Annotated in this window: 21 protein-coding genes; 12 read left to right on the top strand and 9 right to left on the bottom strand. The window is 60.6% G+C overall.

What is annotated here, in order from left to right; genetic code table 11:
• Nucleotides 1-3: 3 nt before the first annotated feature.
• Nucleotides 4-1,215, bottom strand: a complete 1,212-nt coding sequence (locus tag ACN0SD_RS09085) for an alkane 1-monooxygenase (RefSeq protein WP_417807919.1) — start codon at nt 1,213-1,215, stop codon at nt 4-6.
• Nucleotides 1,216-1,314: 99 nt separating this feature from the next.
• Between ACN0SD_RS09085 and ACN0SD_RS09090 the strand changes: the two genes are divergently transcribed.
• The 4 genes from ACN0SD_RS09090 to ACN0SD_RS09105 all read left to right on the top strand — a co-directional run bounded on the left by ACN0SD_RS09090 (nt 1,315) and on the right by ACN0SD_RS09105 (nt 4,892).
• Entirely contained in the window at nt 1,315-1,968 is a 654-nt protein-coding gene (locus ACN0SD_RS09090; RefSeq protein WP_417807920.1) for a lysoplasmalogenase family protein, read from the top strand.
• A gap of 27 nt (nt 1,969-1,995) precedes the next feature.
• The gene (gene ftsY, locus ACN0SD_RS09095) at nt 1,996-3,192 is read left to right on the top strand and encodes a signal recognition particle-docking protein FtsY (RefSeq protein ID WP_417807921.1); all 1,197 of its coding nucleotides are present in this window, start codon (nt 1,996-1,998) and stop codon (nt 3,190-3,192) included.
• A 171-nt stretch (nt 3,193-3,363) separates the two neighbouring features.
• Complete coding sequence (locus ACN0SD_RS09100; RefSeq protein ID WP_417807922.1) at nt 3,364-4,266, top strand: EamA family transporter; 903 nt, start codon at nt 3,364-3,366, stop codon at nt 4,264-4,266.
• Between the two features lie 5 nt (nt 4,267-4,271).
• Nucleotides 4,272-4,892, top strand: a complete 621-nt coding sequence (locus tag ACN0SD_RS09105; RefSeq protein ID WP_417807923.1) for an inner membrane-spanning protein YciB — start codon at nt 4,272-4,274, stop codon at nt 4,890-4,892.
• A gap of 16 nt (nt 4,893-4,908) precedes the next feature.
• Here the strand turns inward: ACN0SD_RS09105 and ACN0SD_RS09110 are convergent, their stop codons facing one another.
• Both ACN0SD_RS09110 and ACN0SD_RS09115 read right to left on the bottom strand, forming a co-directional pair.
• Nucleotides 4,909-5,598, bottom strand: coding sequence for a glutathione S-transferase N-terminal domain-containing protein (locus tag ACN0SD_RS09110; RefSeq protein WP_417807924.1), 690 nt, complete (start codon nt 5,596-5,598; stop codon nt 4,909-4,911).
• Nucleotides 5,599-5,628: 30 nt separating this feature from the next.
• Complete coding sequence (locus tag ACN0SD_RS09115; protein ID WP_417807925.1) at nt 5,629-6,546, bottom strand: alpha/beta hydrolase; 918 nt, start codon at nt 6,544-6,546, stop codon at nt 5,629-5,631.
• Between the two features lie 196 nt (nt 6,547-6,742).
• Here ACN0SD_RS09115 and ACN0SD_RS09120 point away from each other — a divergent pair, with 196 nt between their 5' ends.
• Nucleotides 6,743-7,918 (top strand): aminotransferase class I/II-fold pyridoxal phosphate-dependent enzyme, encoded by a 1,176-nt coding sequence (locus tag ACN0SD_RS09120; protein WP_417807926.1) that lies wholly within the window; start codon nt 6,743-6,745, stop codon nt 7,916-7,918.
• 95 nt (nt 7,919-8,013) lie between these two features.
• Entirely contained in the window at nt 8,014-9,108 is a 1,095-nt protein-coding gene (gene folE2 / locus ACN0SD_RS09125; protein WP_417807927.1) for a GTP cyclohydrolase FolE2, read from the top strand.
• Nucleotides 9,109-9,138: 30 nt separating this feature from the next.
• Here folE2 and ACN0SD_RS09130 read toward each other — a convergent pair whose 3' ends face one another.
• Complete coding sequence (locus ACN0SD_RS09130) at nt 9,139-9,696, bottom strand: LuxR C-terminal-related transcriptional regulator (protein ID WP_417807928.1); 558 nt, start codon at nt 9,694-9,696, stop codon at nt 9,139-9,141.
• Between the two features lie 107 nt (nt 9,697-9,803).
• Here ACN0SD_RS09130 and ACN0SD_RS09135 point away from each other — a divergent pair, with 107 nt between their 5' ends.
• From ACN0SD_RS09135 to ACN0SD_RS09150, 4 genes are all read left to right on the top strand, one after another.
• Entirely contained in the window at nt 9,804-10,955 is a 1,152-nt protein-coding gene (locus ACN0SD_RS09135; protein WP_417807929.1) for a thiolase domain-containing protein, read from the top strand.
• Nucleotides 10,952-12,466, top strand: a complete 1,515-nt coding sequence (locus ACN0SD_RS09140; protein ID WP_417807930.1) for a class I adenylate-forming enzyme family protein — start codon at nt 10,952-10,954, stop codon at nt 12,464-12,466. The genes ACN0SD_RS09135 and ACN0SD_RS09140 overlap by 4 nt, the downstream gene beginning before the upstream one ends.
• Nucleotides 12,466-13,266: a 3-hydroxybutyrate dehydrogenase gene (locus ACN0SD_RS09145; RefSeq protein ID WP_417807931.1), complete on the top strand. Its 801-nt coding sequence runs from the start codon at nt 12,466-12,468 to the stop codon at nt 13,264-13,266. Before ACN0SD_RS09140 ends, ACN0SD_RS09145 begins: the two co-directional genes overlap by 1 nt.
• A 93-nt stretch (nt 13,267-13,359) precedes the next feature.
• Nucleotides 13,360-14,202 carry an isocitrate lyase/PEP mutase family protein gene (locus ACN0SD_RS09150; RefSeq protein ID WP_417807932.1) on the top strand — a complete coding sequence of 281 codons (843 nt, stop codon included), beginning with the start codon at nt 13,360-13,362 and terminating at the stop codon, nt 14,200-14,202.
• Nucleotides 14,203-14,239: 37 nt separating this feature from the next.
• Here the strand turns inward: ACN0SD_RS09150 and ACN0SD_RS09155 are convergent, their stop codons facing one another.
• Both ACN0SD_RS09155 and ACN0SD_RS09160 read right to left on the bottom strand, forming a co-directional pair.
• On the bottom strand, nt 14,240-14,602 hold the full coding sequence (locus ACN0SD_RS09155) for an antibiotic biosynthesis monooxygenase family protein (protein ID WP_417807933.1): 363 nt from the start codon (nt 14,600-14,602) through the stop codon (nt 14,240-14,242).
• Nucleotides 14,599-14,928 carry an NIPSNAP family protein gene (locus ACN0SD_RS09160; RefSeq protein WP_417807934.1) on the bottom strand — a complete coding sequence of 110 codons (330 nt, stop codon included), beginning with the start codon at nt 14,926-14,928 and terminating at the stop codon, nt 14,599-14,601. Before ACN0SD_RS09160 ends, ACN0SD_RS09155 begins: the two co-directional genes overlap by 4 nt.
• Before the next feature lie 77 nt (nt 14,929-15,005).
• On the opposite strand from ACN0SD_RS09160, the gene ACN0SD_RS09165 reads away from it, so the two are divergent.
• A complete protein-coding gene (locus ACN0SD_RS09165) occupies nt 15,006-15,689 on the top strand; it encodes an ArsR/SmtB family transcription factor (RefSeq protein WP_417807935.1) in 684 nt (227 codons plus the stop codon).
• Between the two features lie 140 nt (nt 15,690-15,829).
• Nucleotides 15,830-16,849, top strand: a complete 1,020-nt coding sequence (locus ACN0SD_RS09170) for an aldo/keto reductase (protein WP_417807936.1) — start codon at nt 15,830-15,832, stop codon at nt 16,847-16,849.
• A 41-nt stretch (nt 16,850-16,890) separates the two neighbouring features.
• Here ACN0SD_RS09170 and kdsA read toward each other — a convergent pair whose 3' ends face one another.
• From kdsA to ACN0SD_RS09185, 3 genes are read right to left on the bottom strand one after another with little or no spacing between them, the layout of a single operon-like run.
• Nucleotides 16,891-17,724: a 3-deoxy-8-phosphooctulonate synthase gene (gene kdsA, locus ACN0SD_RS09175; RefSeq protein WP_417807937.1), complete on the bottom strand. Its 834-nt coding sequence runs from the start codon at nt 17,722-17,724 to the stop codon at nt 16,891-16,893.
• 27 nt (nt 17,725-17,751) lie between these two features.
• Nucleotides 17,752-19,461, bottom strand: a complete 1,710-nt coding sequence (locus ACN0SD_RS09180) for a capsule biosynthesis protein (protein WP_417807938.1) — start codon at nt 19,459-19,461, stop codon at nt 17,752-17,754.
• Nucleotides 19,445-20,098, bottom strand: coding sequence for an ABC transporter ATP-binding protein (locus ACN0SD_RS09185; protein WP_417807939.1), 654 nt, complete (start codon nt 20,096-20,098; stop codon nt 19,445-19,447). The genes ACN0SD_RS09180 and ACN0SD_RS09185 overlap by 17 nt, the downstream gene beginning before the upstream one ends.
• Between the last annotated feature and the right edge of the window lie 49 nt (nt 20,099-20,147).

Below are 20,147 nucleotides of genomic sequence, written 5' to 3' on the forward strand. Positions count from 1 at the left end.
TGCCTAGCCTCGCGCGCGTGACTTGGTGCCCTGCAGGGCGGCCACACGCTTATCCATGACGCGCCGCCACAGAGGCGGGATCAAGGCCAGTGCCGCCATCGCGGGCAGGCTGCGCGGCAGCACCGGGCGCTGGGGCGCATCCAGATCGCCCAAACGCAATGCGGGATACTCGCGCCCCGGATGGGCGTGATGATCGGAATGACGCGGCGCGTTCAGCATCCACAATGCCGAAATCGGGTGGGGCGCATCCCAGCTGTGGCGTGTATCCACCGGCTCATAGCTGCCATCGCCGCGACGTGCGCGTTGCAACCCGTAATGTTGCACATAATCGGACAGTAAAAGCTGCAACTGCGCGTAGGCGCACAGCAGCAGATAGGCAAGCACCCCGCGCAGCCCAAAGATCAGGCCAAACAGCAGCACGAACCACAGCCCGCCCAGAACGTAGGACGGGTAGGGGCCAAGGGCGGCGATGCGCGCGCGCAACTGCGCGACCCGGTCGCCCCCTCCCGGCAGGGTTCGCCGCTGCGCCAGATTGCGTTCCATCTCTAGCCCGGCAACGAAACCGCCAATCCAGGCGCGCGGCACGAAAGACCAAAACCCCTCACCCGGCTGGGCGGAATTCGGGTCGTCAGGCGTGGCGACAAAGCGGTGATGCACATGGCGATGGGCCGAGCTGTGATGGCCGTAAAGCAGAGAAATATAAACCCATTTCCCAAGCAAAAACAGACGCTTGTCGCGGCGATGGATTAGCTCATGGGCGTTGGAGTTTGACACTTGCCCAAAGAACAACCCATAGGCCAGCAGCACCGCGACCCAAGACGGGCCTTGCAGCAGCGTATGCCCCGACAGCGCCGCAACCCCAAGGATCAGCAACGCGAAATGCGCCCCCGCCAAGGCAATTGACAGCGTATCAGCAGCGGGAAATTCCGATCCCTCGGGCGCATCGGGGGCGGCGCGCGCGATGATCTCATCCAGAGCAAAAATGAACAGAGCGATCCAGATCAGCGCCAGCCACGCCGGCCAGCCGCCAAAAATACCCGCCAAAATCAACAACGGCACCGGCGCGAATGTGACGATGGCAAAGGTATCGACCTCGGGGATGTCATTCGTAAGACCAAACAACGTCGCCAGCGGACCGGGCAGCCGGTCGCTCCAGCGCGAACGCTCTTCGGGAATCGCATCGCGAATCTTTTGCAAATCAGGCTCTTGCGTCATCTCTGCCTCTGAGTTTTGCCCCATCTTACCGCCAATTTCGGCCATTTTACGGCAAGACTTGCGGGGCGGTGGAAAATCTGTCCCTGTGGCGCAATGACTATGATCCTTCTTTTGCCGTTTGTCGCAGCCCTGCTGCTGGCCGTGATCTACCTGATCTCCTTCGCGGGGGCGACGCCCAGTTGGCGTAAAACCGCGATCAAGACCGGCGCGATCGCCTGTTTGGTGCCGCTGGCGCTGATGTTCCATATGCCGGGCTGGATCGTGATCGGGCTGGCGCTGGGCGCTGTTGGGGATTTTGCGCTGTCGCGCCCCGGAAAAGGCGCGTTTCTGGTGGGAATGGTGGCTTTTGCAGCCGGGCATCTGGCCTATCTGGTGGCGTTTATTGGGCTTGGCGCGGTGTGGCCAAGCTGGCCTGCGATTGCCGTGATGGTCGTGCTGGCGGGCACGGTCGAGATTTGGGTCGTGCCCCATACCGGATCGCTGCGTTGGCCGGTGCGCGGCTATATTTTGGTGATCGTTGCGATGGCGATTGCCGCGATGGGGCTACCGCCCGAGGCGACGGCACTGTCTTGGGGTGTTGCGTTTTTTGTGACGTCGGATGCGATCCTGTCGGTCGAGACTTTTGTGATGCGAGAGGGCGCGCGAAAGCGTCTAGCCTCACGCGCGCTTTGGCTGTTTTACTGGTGCGGACAGGCGCTGATTGCAATCGGGCTGGCACTGGCCCCTCTTTTCACCGGGCCTGCGATGAACTAGGTGGAACGCAACGAAAGGCCTGCCGAGATGTCGTTTTTCAAAAAGCTCAAAACCCGACTGACGCGATCTTCCTCCAAGCTCGAAGAAGGGCTTGAAGAGATCGTGGCCGAAAACGCCGCCGAGGAAGACAGCGCCGCGTCTGATCTGATCGCGCCAGAGCCCGATGACCTGCGCCCGGATGACGGCGAAACGGTCAACCTTCCCGATCCAACCTTTCCCGCGCCCGGCTATGTGCCAGCGCCCGTAACCGAACCGGTTCACGAAAAAGACGCGCAGATCGCCAAAGCACCGCTTGATGTGCAGCCCGCAGCCCCGCGCCCTGATCCAAGCCCGAAAAAGCCGGGCCTTTTGGGGCGCATTTTCGGGGCTGACACGAAAGAGGCCGAACCACGTCGCGTGCTAGATGATGCGATGCTGGAGAGCCTTGAAGAATTGCTGATTTCCTCGGATATGGGGGTCGACACGGCATTGCGGGTCACGGCGAACCTCGCCGAGGGGCGGATGGGGCGCAAGCTATCCGTGACTGAGATCAAGGGCCTGCTGGCCGCCGAGATCGCGCGCATCATGGAGCCAGTGGCCAAACCGCTGCCGATCTATCCCAAAAAGCCGCAAGTGGTGCTGGTGGTCGGGGTCAATGGCTCGGGCAAAACTACGACGATTGGCAAGCTGGCCTCGCAATTTCGCGCTGCTGGCAAGCAAGTGGTGATCGCTGCGGGTGATACGTTCCGCGCCGCCGCCGTGGAACAGTTGCAAGTCTGGGGTCAACGTGCCGGCGTACCGGTGCTGACCGCGCCCGAAGGGTCTGACCCGGCCTCGCTGGCGTTCGATGCGATGAAAAAGGCCGAGGAAGACGGTGCCGATCTGCTGATGATCGATACTGCCGGACGGCTGCAAAACCGCGCTGATCTGATGGAAGAACTTGCCAAAATCGTGCGCGTAATCCGCAAGCGCGACGAGACGGCACCTCATAATACGATCCTTGTTTTGGATGCCACGACTGGGCAAAACGCGTTGCAACAGGTCGATGTGTTCCGCAAGATTTCCGATGTCTCGGGCCTTGTGATGACCAAGCTCGACGGCACCGCCAAGGGCGGCGTTTTGGTGGCTTTGGCCGACCGCTTTGGCCTGCCGATCCATGCGATTGGCGTGGGCGAGCAAATCGATGATCTTGCCCCCTTCGATCCTGAGGAATTCGCCCAGGCCCTCGTCGGGCTGGAAAGCTGAGACCGGGCAGGGGGCGCTGCCCCCCGGGCTACGCCCTCCCCCTGGGATATTTAGATCAAGAGGAAGGCAGGATTCCTCTCTTCCTCTTGACAGAAATATCCCGGGGGTGAATGGCCGTCAGGCCAGAGGGGGCGGCGCCCCCTCCGACGCGATCATTATAAGGATACCGCTTTGGGCGATTGGATCATTTCAGTTTCTGGCACCGAGACGGGGCGTCATCTGGCGCTGGGCTTGGCGCTACTGGCGGCGTTTTTGCATGCGCTCTTTGGCGCGCTGCAAAAGGGGCGGCATGATCCTTGGCTCAGCCGGGCGGCAATCGATGCAAGCTACGGGATCATGGCGGCACCGATTGCGCTGTTCTTGGTGCCGTGGCCCGAGCCCTTCATGTGGCCGATCTTCGCCACTGTTTTCGTAATCCATGTCTGCTACAAGCTGCTGCAAGCGATGACCTATACGCGTGGCGCCTATACGGTCGTTTATCCGGTGGTGCGCGGCACCGGGCCGCTTTTCGCGGTAATCGGTGCGGGGATAGTCTTTGGTGAGCATTTCACTTGGGGCCAGTGGGCCGGGGTCGGCGTGTTGCTGGCGGGGATCTATGGATTGGCGCTCTATAATCTGCGCACGATCACGGTCAATCGCGAGACGATGGTGCCCGCGCTGGCGCTTGCGGTGGCGACGGGGGCGTTCGTGGCGCTTTACACCACCTATGACGCCTATGGCATCCGCGCGACCGCCGATCCGTTCACCTTTCTGGCGTGGTTTTTCTTCATCGATGGCTGGTTCATGCCCATTGTGACGGCGCGGCGCTGGGTACGTTTGCCCAGTAGCGAAATCGTGCCTTTGCTGAAAAGGGGTGTTATCGGGGCGATTGTTGCCTATTTCTCCTTTGGCGCGATCATGCTGGCGACGCGGCTGGACAAGGTGGGCGAGGCGGCGGTGCTGCGTGAGACCTCAACGGTCTTTGCTGCCCTGATCGGCTGGCTGGTACTGGGCGAAAAGGTTGGGCCGCGGCGCACGGGTTTGATGGCGCTGATCGCGGTGGGCGCGGTGATTGTGGAAATGGCAGGACGGTAAGACAGATGGCAGGCAAAAAGATTTCCCCTTGGGTGAAAGGCGCACTTGATTGGGGGCCGCTGGTGATTTTCTTCATCGCGTTCAATCGCCTGAAGGATGGTCACTACGAAATTCTCGGCCGGGATTATTCCGGCTTCATTCTTGCCACCGCGCTGTTCGTGCCTCTGATCGCGCTCTCGACGCTGATCCTGTGGCGTCTCACGGGCAAGCTCTCGGCGATGCAGATTGCGACGCTGGTATTGGTGTTGATCTTTGGCGGGCTGTCAGTCTGGCTCAACGATCCGACCTTCTTCAAGATGAAGCCGACGATCATCTACCTGCTGTTTGCCGGCATCCTTGGCGCGGGGCTGTTGCGCGGCAAGGCGTGGTTGCAGCTGGTGATGGAAGAGGCCCTGCCGATGGAGCATGAGGGCTGGATGATCCTGACCAAGCGCTTCGTCGGGCTGTTTCTAGCGCTGGCTGTGGCCAATGAAATCGTCTGGCGCACGATGTCTGACAGCGTTTGGGTTGATTTTAAGACCTTCGGGCTGCCGATCATCCTGATCGGGTTTATCATGGCACAGGCCAAGCTGTTTGAGCGCTACGGCATTGAAAAACCAAAAGAAGATGGCGCGCCCCCGAAATAGGGACGCGCCGCGCCGTTCAGCGTTTAAATAGTACTTTCTGCGCGTCGCGGTTACTATTGTCGCCCCGATTTTCCGCCGCCAGCGCGCGACCGGCCTGTACTGCGGGGCGCGCCGATAGCTCATCGAGCCAGCGTTTCAGATGCGGCTTGTCGTCCAGCGTCTGCTGCTGACCCTCCCAAAGCGAGGCCCAGCCCCAAGTCGCCATATCCGCGATCGAATAGAAATCGCCCGCCAAGTAGCGGTTTTCGGCAAGGCGGCGATCCATCACGCGGTAAAGACGCCCGGTCTCGGCGCGGTAGCGATCTTTGGCATAGGGCAAGTCTTGCGGCGGCTCTAGGTTGGGGGCGTATTTCAGGAAGTGATGCGCCTGACCTGCCATCGGACCAAGCCCGCCGACCTGCCAGAACAGCCATTCATCCACCGCGATGTGCTGACGTTCATTTGCGCCGTAGAATTGCCCGGTCTTGCGCGCGAGATATTGCAAGATCGCGCCGGATTCAAAGATCGAGATCGGCGCGCCATCGGGGCCATCGGGATCAATGATCGCGGGCATCCGGTTATTGGGCGAAATCTTGAGAAACTCGGGCTTGTACTGATCGCCCGCGCCGATATCGATCAGGTGGGTTTCGTAGTCCAGCCCCATCTCCTCAAGCGCGATGGAGATTTTCCAGCCGTTGGGCGTGGGCCAATAGTAAAGTTCGATCATGTCTGTCCCTTTCGCAAAACGCGTTGGGGATCAATCTGCGCTATGATGCACGAAAGGCAAGCGCAGAGGCGCTGTGCGCGGGCGCGCAAACAGTCGCGACCAGCGCGGGGCCTGCGCCTGCGGCAGCGCTTGGGCCAGATAGGGCAGGGGCAGGCGGTCGGGTGCGCGCAAAACCGTGCGATACAGATCAAACAGCCCTTCGCGCATGTAGCACGAGAAATGGCTGACCCGTCTATCCGCCACCCCAACCGGATAGCCGATATTGCACAGCGTCGCGATCACCTCGGGGGCGTCGATTTGCAAATCGAGCCAGTTGCGCAACGGCCGGGTCAGCCCGTTGCCGATACAACGCTCGCGCCCGCGGCCCACGCCCAGTTCCATCAACAGATCAAAGATATCATTCTCGCGCGTCGTGACATTCAGGATCTCACAGGCGCGCCCGGCGGGGCTGGTCATTGCCTCTTCGGCGCGACTTTGAAATTCCGCCGCCGCCAGCAAGACCATGCGGGACACACGACCTTCGTGCAAATGACGCAACGCTCGCAAGGCGACGCGGCAGCCCATCGAATGCGCGATAATCCCGACCGGACGCCCCGAGACCAGCGCAAGCCGCGTCGTCAGGCGCGCCAGCCGCTGCGCCGCAATCTCCGCCATGTCATAAATACGCGCCAACCGCCCCGAGGATTCCCAGCCAAAGCCGACCGCAATCCCCTCGACGGGGTTTTGCCCGCCAAGCCCCAAAGCACGCGGCCAACTGAGGGCGGTGTTGAGATCGTAGCTGGGTTCCAGCGCGAAAATATGGGCATGCGGGTCGCGTCTGGGATCGGTGGGGGAATAGCCATAGCCATGCACCATCACGACAATCGGCGCGCCCTCGGGCAGGGCTTTGGCCTGCGCAAGCAGATCGGGGGGAATGTCTTCGCAGGCGTTGATGTTGAATAGCGGCATGGCGGGAGGTCCGGGTTGATATTGCGGTTTCGTAAAATCCAAACGCAGCATTTCGCGGCGCGGTTCCCCTAGCGCGCGTGCGCATCGGCCCACAACGCTGTGCAAACGCGTGATCTGACGGGTGCGAAAGCGTTGACCCCGCGCAGTTGGGGCGCTATCGCAACTAAAACGCGACCAACCGTCGCAGGAGCGCGCCATGACCGATCGCAAATTTCGCACCAAACTTGTCCATGACGGCATCCGCCGCAGCCAATATGGCGAGATGGCCGAGGCGATGTTTCTCACGCAAGGCTTTGTGTATCCGTCAGCCGAGGCCGCCGAGGCGCGCTTTCTCAATCAGGGCGAGGATGAGTTCATCTATGCCCGCTACGGCAACCCCACGACGCGGATGTTCGAAGACCGGATGGCCTCGATTGAGGGCTGCGAAGATGCGTTTGCCTGTGCCAGCGGTATGGCTGCGGTCAATGGGGCGCTGACCTCGCTGGTAAAAGCGGGCGATCACATCGTGGCGGCGCGCCAGATGTTTGGATCGTGCCTGCATGTGCTCAAGATCCTGCAGGGGTTTGGCGTGGCGGTGACGCTGGTCGATGGCACGAAGCTGGATGCGTGGCGCGCGGCGATGCGCCCGGAAACCAAGGTTTGCTTTTTTGAAAGCGTGTCCAACCCCGGTCTTGAAGTGATCGACATCGCGGGCGTTTCCCAGATCGCGCATGCGCACGGAGCGGTGGTGGTGTTAGACAACGTCTTTGCCTCGCCGGTGTTTTCCAACGCGGTCAGCTTAGGCGCTGATATCATTGTTTATTCTGCGACCAAGCATATTGACGGCAGTGGGCGCGTGCTGGGCGGTGTGGTGCTGGGAACGCGCGACTTCATCCGCGGCCCGCTGGAAACCTATGTCAAACATACCGGTGGCGCGATGAGCCCGTTTCACGCTTGGCTGTTGCTGTCGGGCTTGCAAACGCTGGATCTGCGGGTGCGTGCGCAGGCGGCCAATGCGGCGGCTGTCGCAAGCGCCGTGGCGGGGCACAAGGCGCTGGCGCGCACGATTTATCCCGGCCTGATGGACCATCCCCAGCACGCGCTGGCGATGGATCAGATGGGGTCGGGCGGCACGATGATCGCGCTCGATTTCGTAGGCGGCAAAGCGGCGGCGTTCCGCTTTCTCAACGCTTTAGAGATCGTGTTGCTGTCCAACAATCTGGGCGATGCGAAATCCATCGCGACCCATCCGGCGACGACCACGCATAAAAACCTTAGCGAAGACGAACGCGCCGCGATCAACATCACGCCGGGTCTTGTGCGGATCTCGATGGGGATTGAGGATGGCCGCGATCTTGTTGCCGATATCGTGACCGCGCTTTCGGCTGTCTAAGCGGTGATCCAGCGGAAGGTTCGGGGCGTATTCCCTTGGACAATCGCCCCAAGCCCCCCATATCAAGCGGGACCGGGTATGCCGGAGGATAGGATATGAACGTGCACGGTAAGATCGACACGCCTGATGAGACGCAGGCCAAGGCCGCGTTGGAAACCTTGCGCGCATGGGCCGCCCTTGCCGATCCGGTTGAGGTCGCGCGCCTGGACCCGGCGATTGCGCGCCTGCTGCCGGGCCATGCCGTCGCAAATTACCCCGATCTGAGCCGTCAATTCGATCCTGATTTCAAGGTCGATGAGGCCTATAAGGCCAGCTTGCCCGATTTGCAAAACGGCCCCGCTTCGCTGATCGTTGGGGCAAAAAATAGGATCGCGCATGTCGGCATTTCCAATTTCCGCTTGCCGGTGCGGTTTCGCACCCGCGACAACGGCGACTTGACGCTCGAGACCTCGGTCACTGGCACGGTCAGCCTTGAAGCCGAGAAAAAAGGCATCAACATGAGCCGCGTAATGCGCAGCTTTTACAGTCATGCCGAAGAGAGTTTCTCCTTCGAGGTGATGGAAGCTGCGCTGAATGATTATCTCGACGATCTCGAAAGCTTTGATGCGCGGCTGATGATGCGGTTTTCTTTCCCGGTCAAACGCCCGTCGCTGCGCTCCGGTCTTGAGGGTTGGCAGTATTACGACATCGCGCTGGAACTGATCGACATGGGCGGTGTGCGCACCAAGGTGATCCACCTTGATTACGTCTATTCTTCGACCTGCCCGTGCTCGCTGGAGCTGTCCGAACACGCCCGCGCCACGCGTGGTCAACTGGCCACGCCGCATTCGCAACGCTCGGTCGCGCGGATTTCTGCAGTGATTGAGGCGGGTGAATGCCTGTGGTTCGAAGATCTGATCGAACTCGCGCGCGCCGCCGTTCCGACTGAGACGCAGGTGATGGTCAAACGTGAGGACGAGCAAGCCTTTGCCGAGTTGAACGCCGCCAACCCGATCTTTGTTGAAGATGCGGTGCGTGTTTTTGCCCAACGTCTTTTGGCCGAGCCGCGTATCGGTGATTTCCGCGTGCTTGCCAGCCATCAGGAAAGCCTGCACAGCCATGACGCCGTTGCGGTGCTGACCGAGGGGGAGACCTTCGCCTCTGCCAGCCTCGACCCGCAGCTTTTCGCTAGCTTGGTGCATCGCGGTTAAGGCGACGGGACGGGCGTTTGCGCGCCCGTTTCACGGCTCCGGTTTAACGTCCGGCATTCCCATGAAAAAGGCGACGAATTCGGCCTTGTTGGCGGCGCCGGTTTTCTCGAAAAGTTGGGCGCGATACTGCTCGACAGTGCGATGCGACAGGCCCAGATCGCGGGCGATTTCCTTAGCAGTGCGCCCTTGGCAGGTGTGCATCGCCACCTCGCGTTCACGTGGGCTGAGGTCGAACACCCGGCGCTCTGCCGAGATGTCGATAAAGGTCCAGACCGCACGGGCAAACGGTTCGTCCTTGATCAGCGAGCGCCCCCTGACCCGACACCAAAACAGCGTGTCATCAAGGCGGCGCATGATGCGTTCGTCGGAATAGACCGAGCCTTCGCGCATCCGGTCCAGACCCGCTGCACCAATGCGGATGTAATCCTCGATGCTGGGATAAAGGCGCACCAGATCCAGATCGGTGAAATCCTCTGGCTGGCCGCCAAATATCTCCGCAAAGGCCGGGTTGCAGTTGCGCACGATGCGCCGCTCAGTCAGCGCGATGCCAACGGGTGCGAATTGCATTGCAAGGGTTTCAAATTCCATAACGCATTATGCGCGGCGCGCGCCCGCGCTGACAAGCCATGCGTAGTTCTACGGTATAGCGCGACGGTCGTCGCAAAGGCATGCTGACCGACAAAGAGGAGGAGAAGATGGTTGCGATCATTGGTTGCGGGCACAGCCGCTTTGGGCGGCTGCCCGATACGCTGGAGGATTTGATTGTCGCAGTGGCGCGCGAGGAGCTTGCAGAGGCCGCGATTGCCCCTGCCGAAATCGACGGCATCTGGCTGGGGCATTTCAACGCCGGGATGGTCGAGGACGGCTTTGCCGCCTCGCTTGCGCTGAATGCGCATGAGGATCTGCGTTGGGCCCCGGCAACGCGGGTCGAGAATGCCTGTGCCTCAGGCGCTGCTGCGATCCGTTCGGCGATGGATGCGATTGAATCGGGCCGGGTTCGCGCCGCGCTGGTGATCGGGGCCGAGAAGATGACGCATCTCTCAACCGCCGACGTGTCTGCCTGTCTTGGCCGTGCGGCCTATCAACCCGAAGAGGCGGGTCAAAGCTTTCCCGCGATATTTGCGCATTTCGCAAAGGCTTACGCCGCGCGCTTTGGTGATCCGACCGAGGCAATGGCGCAGATCGCCGCGAAGAACCACGCCAACGCGATGGCCAATCCGCTTGCACAGATGCACAAGCCGCTCAGCGTGGAATTCTGCCGCGAGGTCTCGGAAAAGAACCCGATGATCGCGCCGCCGTTGAAGGTCTCCGACTGCTCGCTGGTGTCGGATGGGGCGGCTGCGCTGGTGCTGGTGGCCGATGATCTGGCGCAGGGGCGCACGGGCGTTCGGATTGCGGCGATGGAGCAGGTGAACGACCTTTTGCCGATGTCGCGCCGCGATATTTCAGTGATGGAGGGGCCGCGCCGCGCGATCCACGCGGCGCTGGACCGGGCAGGAATCAATCTGGACGGGCTCGATTTCGCCGAGGTGCATGACTGCTTCACCATCGCCGAGCTGATGATCTACGAGGCGATGGGGCTGGCCGCGCCGGGGCAGGGCGCGCGCGTGCTGGAAGACGGCACCGTGATGCGCGGCGGGGCCTTGCCGGTGAACCTGTCGGGCGGGCTTAAGGCGAAAGGTCACCCGGTCGGGGCGACGGGCGTGTCGATGCATGTGCTCGCCGCGCGCCAGATTCTTGGCCAAGCGGGCGACATGCAGCTACCGGGCGCGCGCCGTGGGCTTGTGTTCAATATGGGAGGCGCGGCAGTTGCCAACTATGCCTCGGTTCTGGAGGGCGCGGCATGAACATGGCGCAATGGTTAGAGCGCACAGCGCGAATGTCCCCCACGGCCCCTGCGCTGTTTCATGGCGCACAGCTTGTGACGGATTATGCGGGGTTTCGTGCGCGCGCAGCGGCGCTGGGAAGGGCTTTGATCGCGCAAGGCGTCGCGCCGGGTGATCGCGTGGCGATCTTTATGAAAAACTGCCCTGACTACCTGATCGTGCTGTATGGCATCTGGTACGCGGGCGCGGTGGCGGTGCCGATCAATGCCAAGCTGCATGGCAAAGAGGCGGGCTGGATTATTGAGAATTCAGAGGCCGAAATCGCCTTTGTCACGCCCGATCCCGGAGCCGGTCTAACCGAGGCTTGCACGGTGATCACGCTCGACGTGACCTCGCCCGATTATGCTAAGATGCTGCAAGGCGAGGCGGACGCGCCTCTTACGCGCGGCCCCGATGACCTCGCATGGTTGTTTTACACCTCGGGCACCACGGGGCGGCCCAAGGGCGTGCAGATTACACACGCAATGCTTGCCGCAACTTCGCTGTGCTACCCGCTGGATGTCGATCCTGTCGCGACCGAGGATGGTGCTTTCTATGCCGCGCCGATGAGCCATGGCGCAGGCCTTTATGCCCCGATCCATATTCGCATGGGCGCGCGCCATATCTGCCCTGCCTCGGGTGGGTTTGATCCCGCAGAGCTGCTTGAAACTGCCCGCTCGCAGGGGCCGCTGTCGTTGTTTATGGCCCCGACGATGGTGCGTCGCCTGACCGATGAGGCGGTGCGCCAAGGTGCAGACGGGAGCGGGATCAAAACGGTCGTTTATGGCGGCGGGCCGATGTATCGCGCCGATATCGAAGAGGCCGTGGCGCGCCTTGGTCCGCGTTTCGTGCAAATCTACGGTCAGGGAGAATGTCCGATGGGGATTTCGGCCCTTTCACGCGATGAGGTGGCTGACCGCTCTCACCCGCGCTGGCGCGAACGGCTGGTCTCGGTCGGTCGGGCGCAATCGGCGGTCGAGATTGCTATCGCGGGTCCCGACGGGCAGACGCTTTTGCCCGGTGAAATGGGAGAGATCATCGTGCGCGGCGCGCCGGTGATGCCCGGCTATTGGCGCGATTCCAACGCTACCGCAAAGGCGTTGCAAGATGGATGGTTATTGACCGGAGATATCGGAAGTCTCGACGCTGACGGATATCTCACACTGCAAGATCGCTCCAAGGATGTGATTATCTCGGGGGGCACCAATATCTATCCGCGCGAGATCGAGGACGTGCTGCTGACCCATCCCGAGGTGCATGAATGTGCTGTGGTGGGCCGGGCGTCGGCGGAATGGGGCGAAGACGTGGTGGCCTTTATCGTGCGTCACCCCGGCGCGACGGTGGAGGCGCGCGCGCTGGAGGAACTGTGCCTTGCGCAGATCGCGCGCTTCAAGCGGCCCAAGCTGTATCGTTTCGTGAGCGGGTTGCCAAAGAACAATTACGGCAAGGTTCTGAAAACAGACCTGCGCGACATGCTGGAGGAGGAAGACTGATGGATTTGAGCGGAAAGACGGCCTTGGTGACAGGCTCGGTGCAGGGCATCGGATTTGAGATCGCGCGCGCTTTTGCTGGGGCCGGGGCGGCCATTGCGGTGCATGGGCTTGCGGATGCTGCGCAGGCCGAGGCTGCCTGTGCCGAGCTGATCGCTTTGGGCGCGCCCGAAGCCAAGTTCTTTGGCCATGACCTGTCCGACCCGGCTGCGGCAGGCGCGCTGGTCTCCGATGCGCTGGAATGGCGCGCGATTGATATTTTGGTGAATAATGCGGGCATCCAGCACACCGCCTCGATTGCCGAGATGCCACTTGAGACCTTCCAGAAGATCCTGACGATCAACCTTACCGCCGCCTTTGCCACGATGCAGGCGGCGCTGCCGAAAATGGCCGAGCGCGGTTATGGGCGGGTGGTCAATATCGCCTCGGTGCATGGGCTTGTCGCCTCGGTCCACAAGGCCCCCTATGTCGCCTCGAAATTCGGTCTCGTTGGCATGTCGCGCGTGGCGGCGCTGGAATATGCCACCGCTGGCAGTCGCGAAAGCGGTGGGGTAACGGTGAACTGCATTTGTCCCGGCTGGACCGAGACCGCGATCCTCGAGCCGCAGATATCTTCGCGCGCCGCCCTGCATGATGGCGACCGCGCAGCCGCAATCGCAGACCTGCTGTCGGAAAAACAGCCCTCGCGGCGCATCTCTGACGCTGCAGAGATCGGCGCTCTGGCGCTGTGGCTGTGCAGCCCGATTGCGCATAACCTGACCGGAACGGCGATTCCCGTTGACGGAGGCTGGACAGCGCGATGAGCTCTCGCGCCGAACAGGGTGCGCAGGCAAAGACGTTTCGTTTGCGCTCCGTTCGGCTATGCTTCTGACGACAATCAGGTGCAAGGGCGCAAAATGACCGATCAACAGGAGAAATTTGAACGCCTGAAAGCCTTGCACGCCCGAGATACGGCATTCGTCATTCCCAATCCTTGGGATGCCGGGTCTGCGCGTTTGTTGGCCAGTTTGGGCTTTGAGGCACTTGCAACCACAAGCGCGGGCTATGCGTTCTCGAAAGGCAAGCGCGACTCTTTCGCGGGGCTCGGCAGGGGCGAGATACTGCAAAACGCCGCTGAGATTGTGGGGGCCATTGATCTTCCGGTCTCGGCTGATCTTGAAGACGGCTTTGGCGCGGCACCCGAAGTTTGCGCCCAAACCATCCGTCTGGCCTGCGAGGCTGGTCTGGTCGGCGGATCGATCGAAGATGCGACAGGCGATCCGGGCGCGCCGATCTATGATTTTCCCCAATCGGTTGACCGAATTCAGGCCGCTGCCGAAGCGGCGCTTGATTTGCCCTTCATGCTAACCGCCAGGGCCGAGAATTACCTATGGGGACGGCCTGATCTGGACGATACAATCAAACGGCTTCAGGCGTTTTCCGAGGCGGGCGCGGACGTTCTTTTTGCGCCCGGCCTGCCTGATATCGCGGCGATCAGAACCGTCTGCGCATCCGTCGACAAGCCGGTGAATGTTGTCATGGGGTTGCAAGGGCAAAGCTATTCAGTAGCCGAACTGTCAGCCGCAGGCGTGCGCCGTATCAGCGTGGGCGGTTCTTTCGCGCGTGCAGCGCTTGGTGCGCTGATGCGCGCGGCGCAGGAGGTGAAAACCTACGGCACGTTTAGCTATGCTACAGATGCCATGCCTGACACAGTCGCCAGCCAAATGATGTCACAACACAAACGCGCCGACAGGCAATGATGGGGGCGCCGCGCGAAACAGACCTGAACGCCGAATGTTAGTCAGTTGGCGTTCGCTGTGCATGTGCGGCCTTGCTGTCAGCGGGGGCCTGTGCGCGATCAAACATCCCGTAGGCGCGGATCACATGCGCAATCCGCAGGCGATAATCGTCAAAGACGCCATGTCGCCCCTTGGTTTGCGCGCTGCGATGGGCGGTTAAACTGCGCCATTGCAGCACCGCCGCCTCGTCCTCAAAGAAGGACAGCGACAAGATTTTTTGCGGATCGCTGAGGCTTTGAAACCGCTCGACAGAGATAAAGCCCTCGATTTCATCCAGCAGGGGCCGAATCTGCGCCGCGATGTCGAGATAGGCGTCCTTTTGGCCCTCGGCTGGTTCAACCTCAAAAATGACAGCGATCAAGTTGCGGCCCCCGGCCCATCCGGCGCCGAGACGCATTTCACAAAGGTCCGATCTTCGCGCAGCAGGAATTTTTCTTTCTGGGCAAATTCGTAATTCTCTCGGCCCAAAGGATCGGCGGCCAATCTGGCGCGATAGGCCTCGTAATCGGCGAGGCTGGCGATGGTGTAGATGCCATATGCTAACGTGCTGGAACCCTCATGCGGGGCGTAATAGCCGATCAGATTGGCGCCGCAACGCGGAATCGCTTGACCCCAGTTGCGGGCATATTGTGCGAACTGGGCGGTCTTTGTCGGGTCGATATGATAACGGATCACACAGGTCAGCATGGTTTCATCCTTTCTAAATGGCGCTTGGTCAAATCTACAATATTGAACAGGGGTCATGCTTCGATTAGGGTCGAACTATGAAAGAGGGTCCAAATATCGCTCATATCGCGGCGCTGATCGGTGATCCGGCGCGCGCAAACATGTTGACCGCGCTGATGAGCGGCAATGCCCTGACCGTCAGCGAACTCGCCCAAGAAGCGGGGGTGACGATACAAACGGCCAGCTCGCATCTGTCGAAACTTGATAGCGGCGGCCTGCTGCACCCGCGCAAGCAAGGTCGGCACAAATATTTCGCGCTGGCCAGTGATGAGGTTGCGCAGGTTCTTGAGGGGTTGATGGGGTTGGCGGCTGGATCAGGGCATCTGCGCCAGCGCACCGGTCCAAAAGATACCGCGCTGCGTCGGGCGCGCGTTTGCTACAATCATCTGGCCGGTGACATGGGCACGCAGCTTTTTGACAGCCTGATGTCTCAGGGGCATCTTGCGCTCAAAGATTGCCAACTGATCCTGACCGATACAGGCGCTGAATTTGCCACCCGCTTGCAGATTGATCTTGCTGCTCTTCACAGCAAGCGAACGCCCCTGTGTCGCGAATGTCTGGATTGGAGCGAGCGAAAATCGCATCTGGCAGGCAGTCTTGGCCGCGCGTTTCTGAGCCGTTTTGAAGAACTGTCATGGGCAAAACGCGATCCGAAAACCCGCGTTGTGACATTCTCTCAGAACGGGAAGAAGGAGTTCGAGCAGCTGTTTCGTGTGATCTGAGAATTGGGTCTATGCCGGAAACTCAAAAAAGAGTGTGCGATGGGCTGGCGGAAAACCGGTGGCGAAACTCTCGTTGCGCCCCATCTAAGGGAAATACCCGGCCATTTCGCCGGTCCTGACACGCAAATAAGGACAGTTTCATGCGCTATAAACGTCTTGGCCCAAGCGGGCTGTTTGTCTCTGAGCTTTGCCTTGGCACGATGACCTTCGGGGGCCGCGACGGTATCTGGGGCCAGATCGGGCAATTGGATCAGACAGAGGCCGACGCGCTGGTGAAAACTGCGTTGGATGCGGGCATTAACTTTATCGACACCGCAAATGTCTATGCTGGCGGCGATAGCGAGCGCATCCTTGGCCAGTCGCTGAAAAGCCTTGGCGTGGCGCGCGAGGATGTCGTGATCGCGACCAAGGTTCTCGGGCCGATGGGCGAGGGGGTGAATGCGCGCGGTGCCTCGCGGTACCACATCATGGCGCAGTGCAAGGCCAGCCTTGAGCGGTTGCAACTTGACCATATCGACCTCTATCAGATCCATGGCTTTGACGCCTATACGCCGATTGAAGAAACTCTGGAGGCGCTGGATACGCTCGTGCGTCACGGGCATGTGCGCTATATTGGGCTGTCCAATTGGGCGGCGTGGCAGATCGTGAAAGCGGTCGGGATCGCGCAGGCGCGCCAGCTTGCCCCGATCCTGTCCTTGCAGGCCTATTACACGTTAGCGGGGCGCGATCTGGAGCGTGAAATCGTGCCGATGCTGAAAGATACGGGGATCGGCCTGATGGTCTGGAGCCCGCTGGCAGGGGGCTTCCTGTCGGGCAAATATGACCGCGAGGGCAAGGGCAGCGACGGGCGACGCGCCAACTTCGATTTCCCGCCGATCAACAAGGATCGCGCCTATGACGTGATCGAGGCGATGCGCCCGATCGCCGACGCAAAAGGGGTGTCGGTAGCCCAGATCGCGTTGGCTTGGCTGCTGCATCAGGATGCGGTGACCAGCGTGATCGTAGGGGCGAAACGGGTGGATCAGCTCAGCGACAATATCGCGGCGAGCGAGGTCAAACTGAGTGAAGCCGATCTAATAACCTTGAACGAAGTCAGCGCGCTGCCTGCGGAATATCCCAGTTGGATGCTAGAGCGCCAAGGCGCTTATCGCGCACAATGATCTGCGTGGGCGGGCCGGTCTTTCGGCCTGCCCCCTAAGGTTTACAGCCGGATCGGGTCGTCCTTGGCCAGACGGTCGAACTGCATCAGCACTTGGACCAGTTTCGGCATCTGATCAAGCGGGATCATGTTCGGCCCGTCCGAGGGCGCGGTGTCGGGCGCCTCGTGAGTTTCGATAAACACGCCCGCAATGCCAAGGCTGACCGCAGCGCGCGCCATCACCGGGGCGAATTCACGCTGCCCGCCGCTTGATCCGCCTTGCCCGCCGGGCTGTTGCACAGAATGGGTCGCATCCATGATCACTGGATAGCCCGTGCGCGCCATCTCGGGCAGGGCGCGCATATCGGCGACCAAAGTGTTATAGCCAAACGAGGTGCCACGTTCGGTTAGCAGGATTTTCTCATTGCCGGTCGAGGCGACCTTCGCGGCCACATTGGGCATGTCCCAAGGCGCAAGGAACTGCCCCTTCTTGATATTGACCACGCAGCCGGTTTCCCCCGCCGCCAGCAACAGATCGGTCTGGCGACACAGGAAGGCGGGGATCTGAATCACATCGACCACCTGCGCGGCGATGCGGGCCTGCTCGGCGTCGTGGATGTCGGTGAGAACCGGGCAGCCCAGCTCGTCGCGCACATCCGACAGGATCTTGAGCCCCTCGTCGATGCCAAGACCGCGCACGCCTTTCAGCGAGGTGCGGTTGGCCTTATCATAGCTGGCCTTGAAGATGAATTGCGCGCCTGCCTCGTCGCAGGTTCGCGCCATCGCTTGGGCAATCATCAGCGCGTGATCGCGGCTTTCCAACTGGCAAGGTCCGGCAATCACCGTCAGCGGGCGATCGTTGGAGACGGTCAAACCGCCGATCTTCACGTCTTTCATGGGCCTTCTCCGCAGCTTTGGGGCGGCTCAGCTTGAAACCTGCTCGCGCAGGATCGAGGCAGTGAGCGACAGCATCAGATAGATGCCCGAGAAGATCAGGAAAGCCAACAGTGTGTTCTCAAATGCGCGCGGATATGTGGGCTCATCAGGGGCAATCGGACGCACGCCCATCTCAAGGTAGCGCACCTGTTTATTCGCTTCGATCCGCGCCGTTTCCATCTGTTGCGCGGCGGCTGACAGCAGCATCTGGCGGGTTTGCAATTCGCCTTGCGCGATTTGCAACTGTCCTGTCACGGCGGCGAGGGATTCGCCCGTTCCTTTAGCTTGCGTCAACTGGTTGCGCAGCTTGTCGATGGTGGCCTTAAGGCGGGCAATGTCGCCTTTGACACCGTCAACGCGGGCTTGGTTGGGGCGCGCGTTATCCAGCAATTGGCCGAGTTCAAGGTTCTTCCTTTGCAACTCGGTCTCAAAGCTGGAAATCTGCCCCATCACCATCGAATTTTCGCTGACCGGATCCAGAATGCCGACCTTCTCTTGCAGTTTTTGCACCTTGGCCTGAGCGGCAAATACCTTGGCTTCGGCATCCTCGTAACTTTCGCGCGCCCCTTGCATCTGATCGCCGCGCAGGCGCGATGTTAGCTGGTCAACCTGTTGTTCGGCATATGAAATCAAGGCTTCTGAGAACTTCTGAGATGTCTGCGGGTTGGGGGCGACGACCTCCATTTTGACGATGCCCTCAGACGGGTCGTAGCCGATCTTGACGTTTTTTTGATACAGTCGATAGGCCTGCTCATCTGACGCATTCGGAGGGAGGCGTTGCAGCACGTCGATATCAGGGTTTTCAAACACCTTCTTGAAGCCGAGATCCTTGTTCAGCCGCAACATTGCATCGCGCGATTGCATATAAGATTGCACGGTCACCGAGTCTTGGTTGGTCGCAAGCTGCGTGCCCGAAAACAGGCTGCCCAGCCCCGATTGACCCATACCCTCGGCCTTTTGGATCACGAAGGCGGATTTGGTCCCATACATTGGCGTCGCCATCGCATAGTAGTAATAGCCCGCGACAATCGTCGGTATGAACACGAAAAACATCAGCCGTGCCGCCAATAGCCCTAGCTTGCGGCGGCGTCGTTTGGCGATATCGCGTTGAATTTTAAGGATCTGGGCGGCGCGATGATCTGCGGCGTTCACCTCGGTCGACGGAAGCTGCCCAGGTTTGGTCGTTTGGGGCAGCTGCACGCGCGTATCCGCACCCGCGCCATCGGTGCGCGCCAACGCGCGTGACGTGGTTTCGTCCAAATCATGCGGCTTGACCAGCGCGACGATATTAGAGCGATCAAACGGGTCAATGCCACGGCGGCGCAGCAGCAGCACTGCTTCAAAATCAGAGGTCGCCTGAATGCCGTGTTTTTGCGCCATGCGACGCGCCAGTCGGAGTTGGCGCCCTGTAAGCCCTTCGGCCCGCACACGCGCAATTTCTTCCTCAAGCGTTAGCTCTCCTGCGCCGATAACATCGCCGCCACCCGCTGCGGTGGGAAATTTCTCTTCGCCGAAACCATCGTCTTGTGGTTCAAAAATTGCTGCCGGATCAGTGGATTGCGCTTCATTGGCCGTCGGGCCAGTGACCGGTGCCTTGGGCTGTTCAGGCGCGGGCGCCTTAGGCGGCGTTTGACCATCCGCCAGCACGGGCGCCTCGCGACGGATGCGGTATTTCTGAGCCTTAGGAGTGGTAGTCATACATCCGCTTCGCTTCTTCTAAAGTGTCAAACATATAAAGCTGGCCATCGCGCAGCACCGCCGCCGAGCGGCAGAATTTCTCCAGCGTTGCAGGCTGGTGTGAGACCACGACAACGGTGGTGTCGCGCAGCCGTTCGCGCAAAATCGAGCCCGCCTTGCGATTGAATTCGACATCGGTGGTCGAGGGCATCCCCTCGTCGATCAGGTAGATGTCAAACTCCAGCGCCAAGAGCAAAGAAAACGTGAACCGCGAGCGCATCCCCGAACTATAAGTGCCCACCGGCATGTCGAAATACTCATCGATCCCCGTCAGCCAGCGGCAGAACGCCTCGACATAGTCGGGATCAAGCCCGTAGAGGCGCGCGATGAAACGCGCGTTTTCGCGCGCGCTGTGTTTGGTGACCACGCCGCCCATGAAGCCCAGCGGAAACGAAACACGGCAGGATTTACGAATCTCGCCCTCGTCAGGTTTTTCCAAGCCCGCCATCATGTTGATAAGCGTGGTTTTGCCGGTGCCGTTGGGGGCCAGAATGCCAAGCGAATTACCCAGTTCCACGCGAAAGCTGGCGCGATCAAGAATGACCTTGCGCTGCTTGCCCGTCCAGAAGGACTTGGAGACATTTTCGAATTCGAGCATGGTTGTTGCGGGCCCCGCACTTTCTGTGCGCTAGAACATCATGAGAGCA

It is taken from the genome of Thioclava sp., assembly GCF_048263065.1.
GTDB lineage: Bacteria > Pseudomonadota > Alphaproteobacteria > Rhodobacterales > Rhodobacteraceae > Thioclava.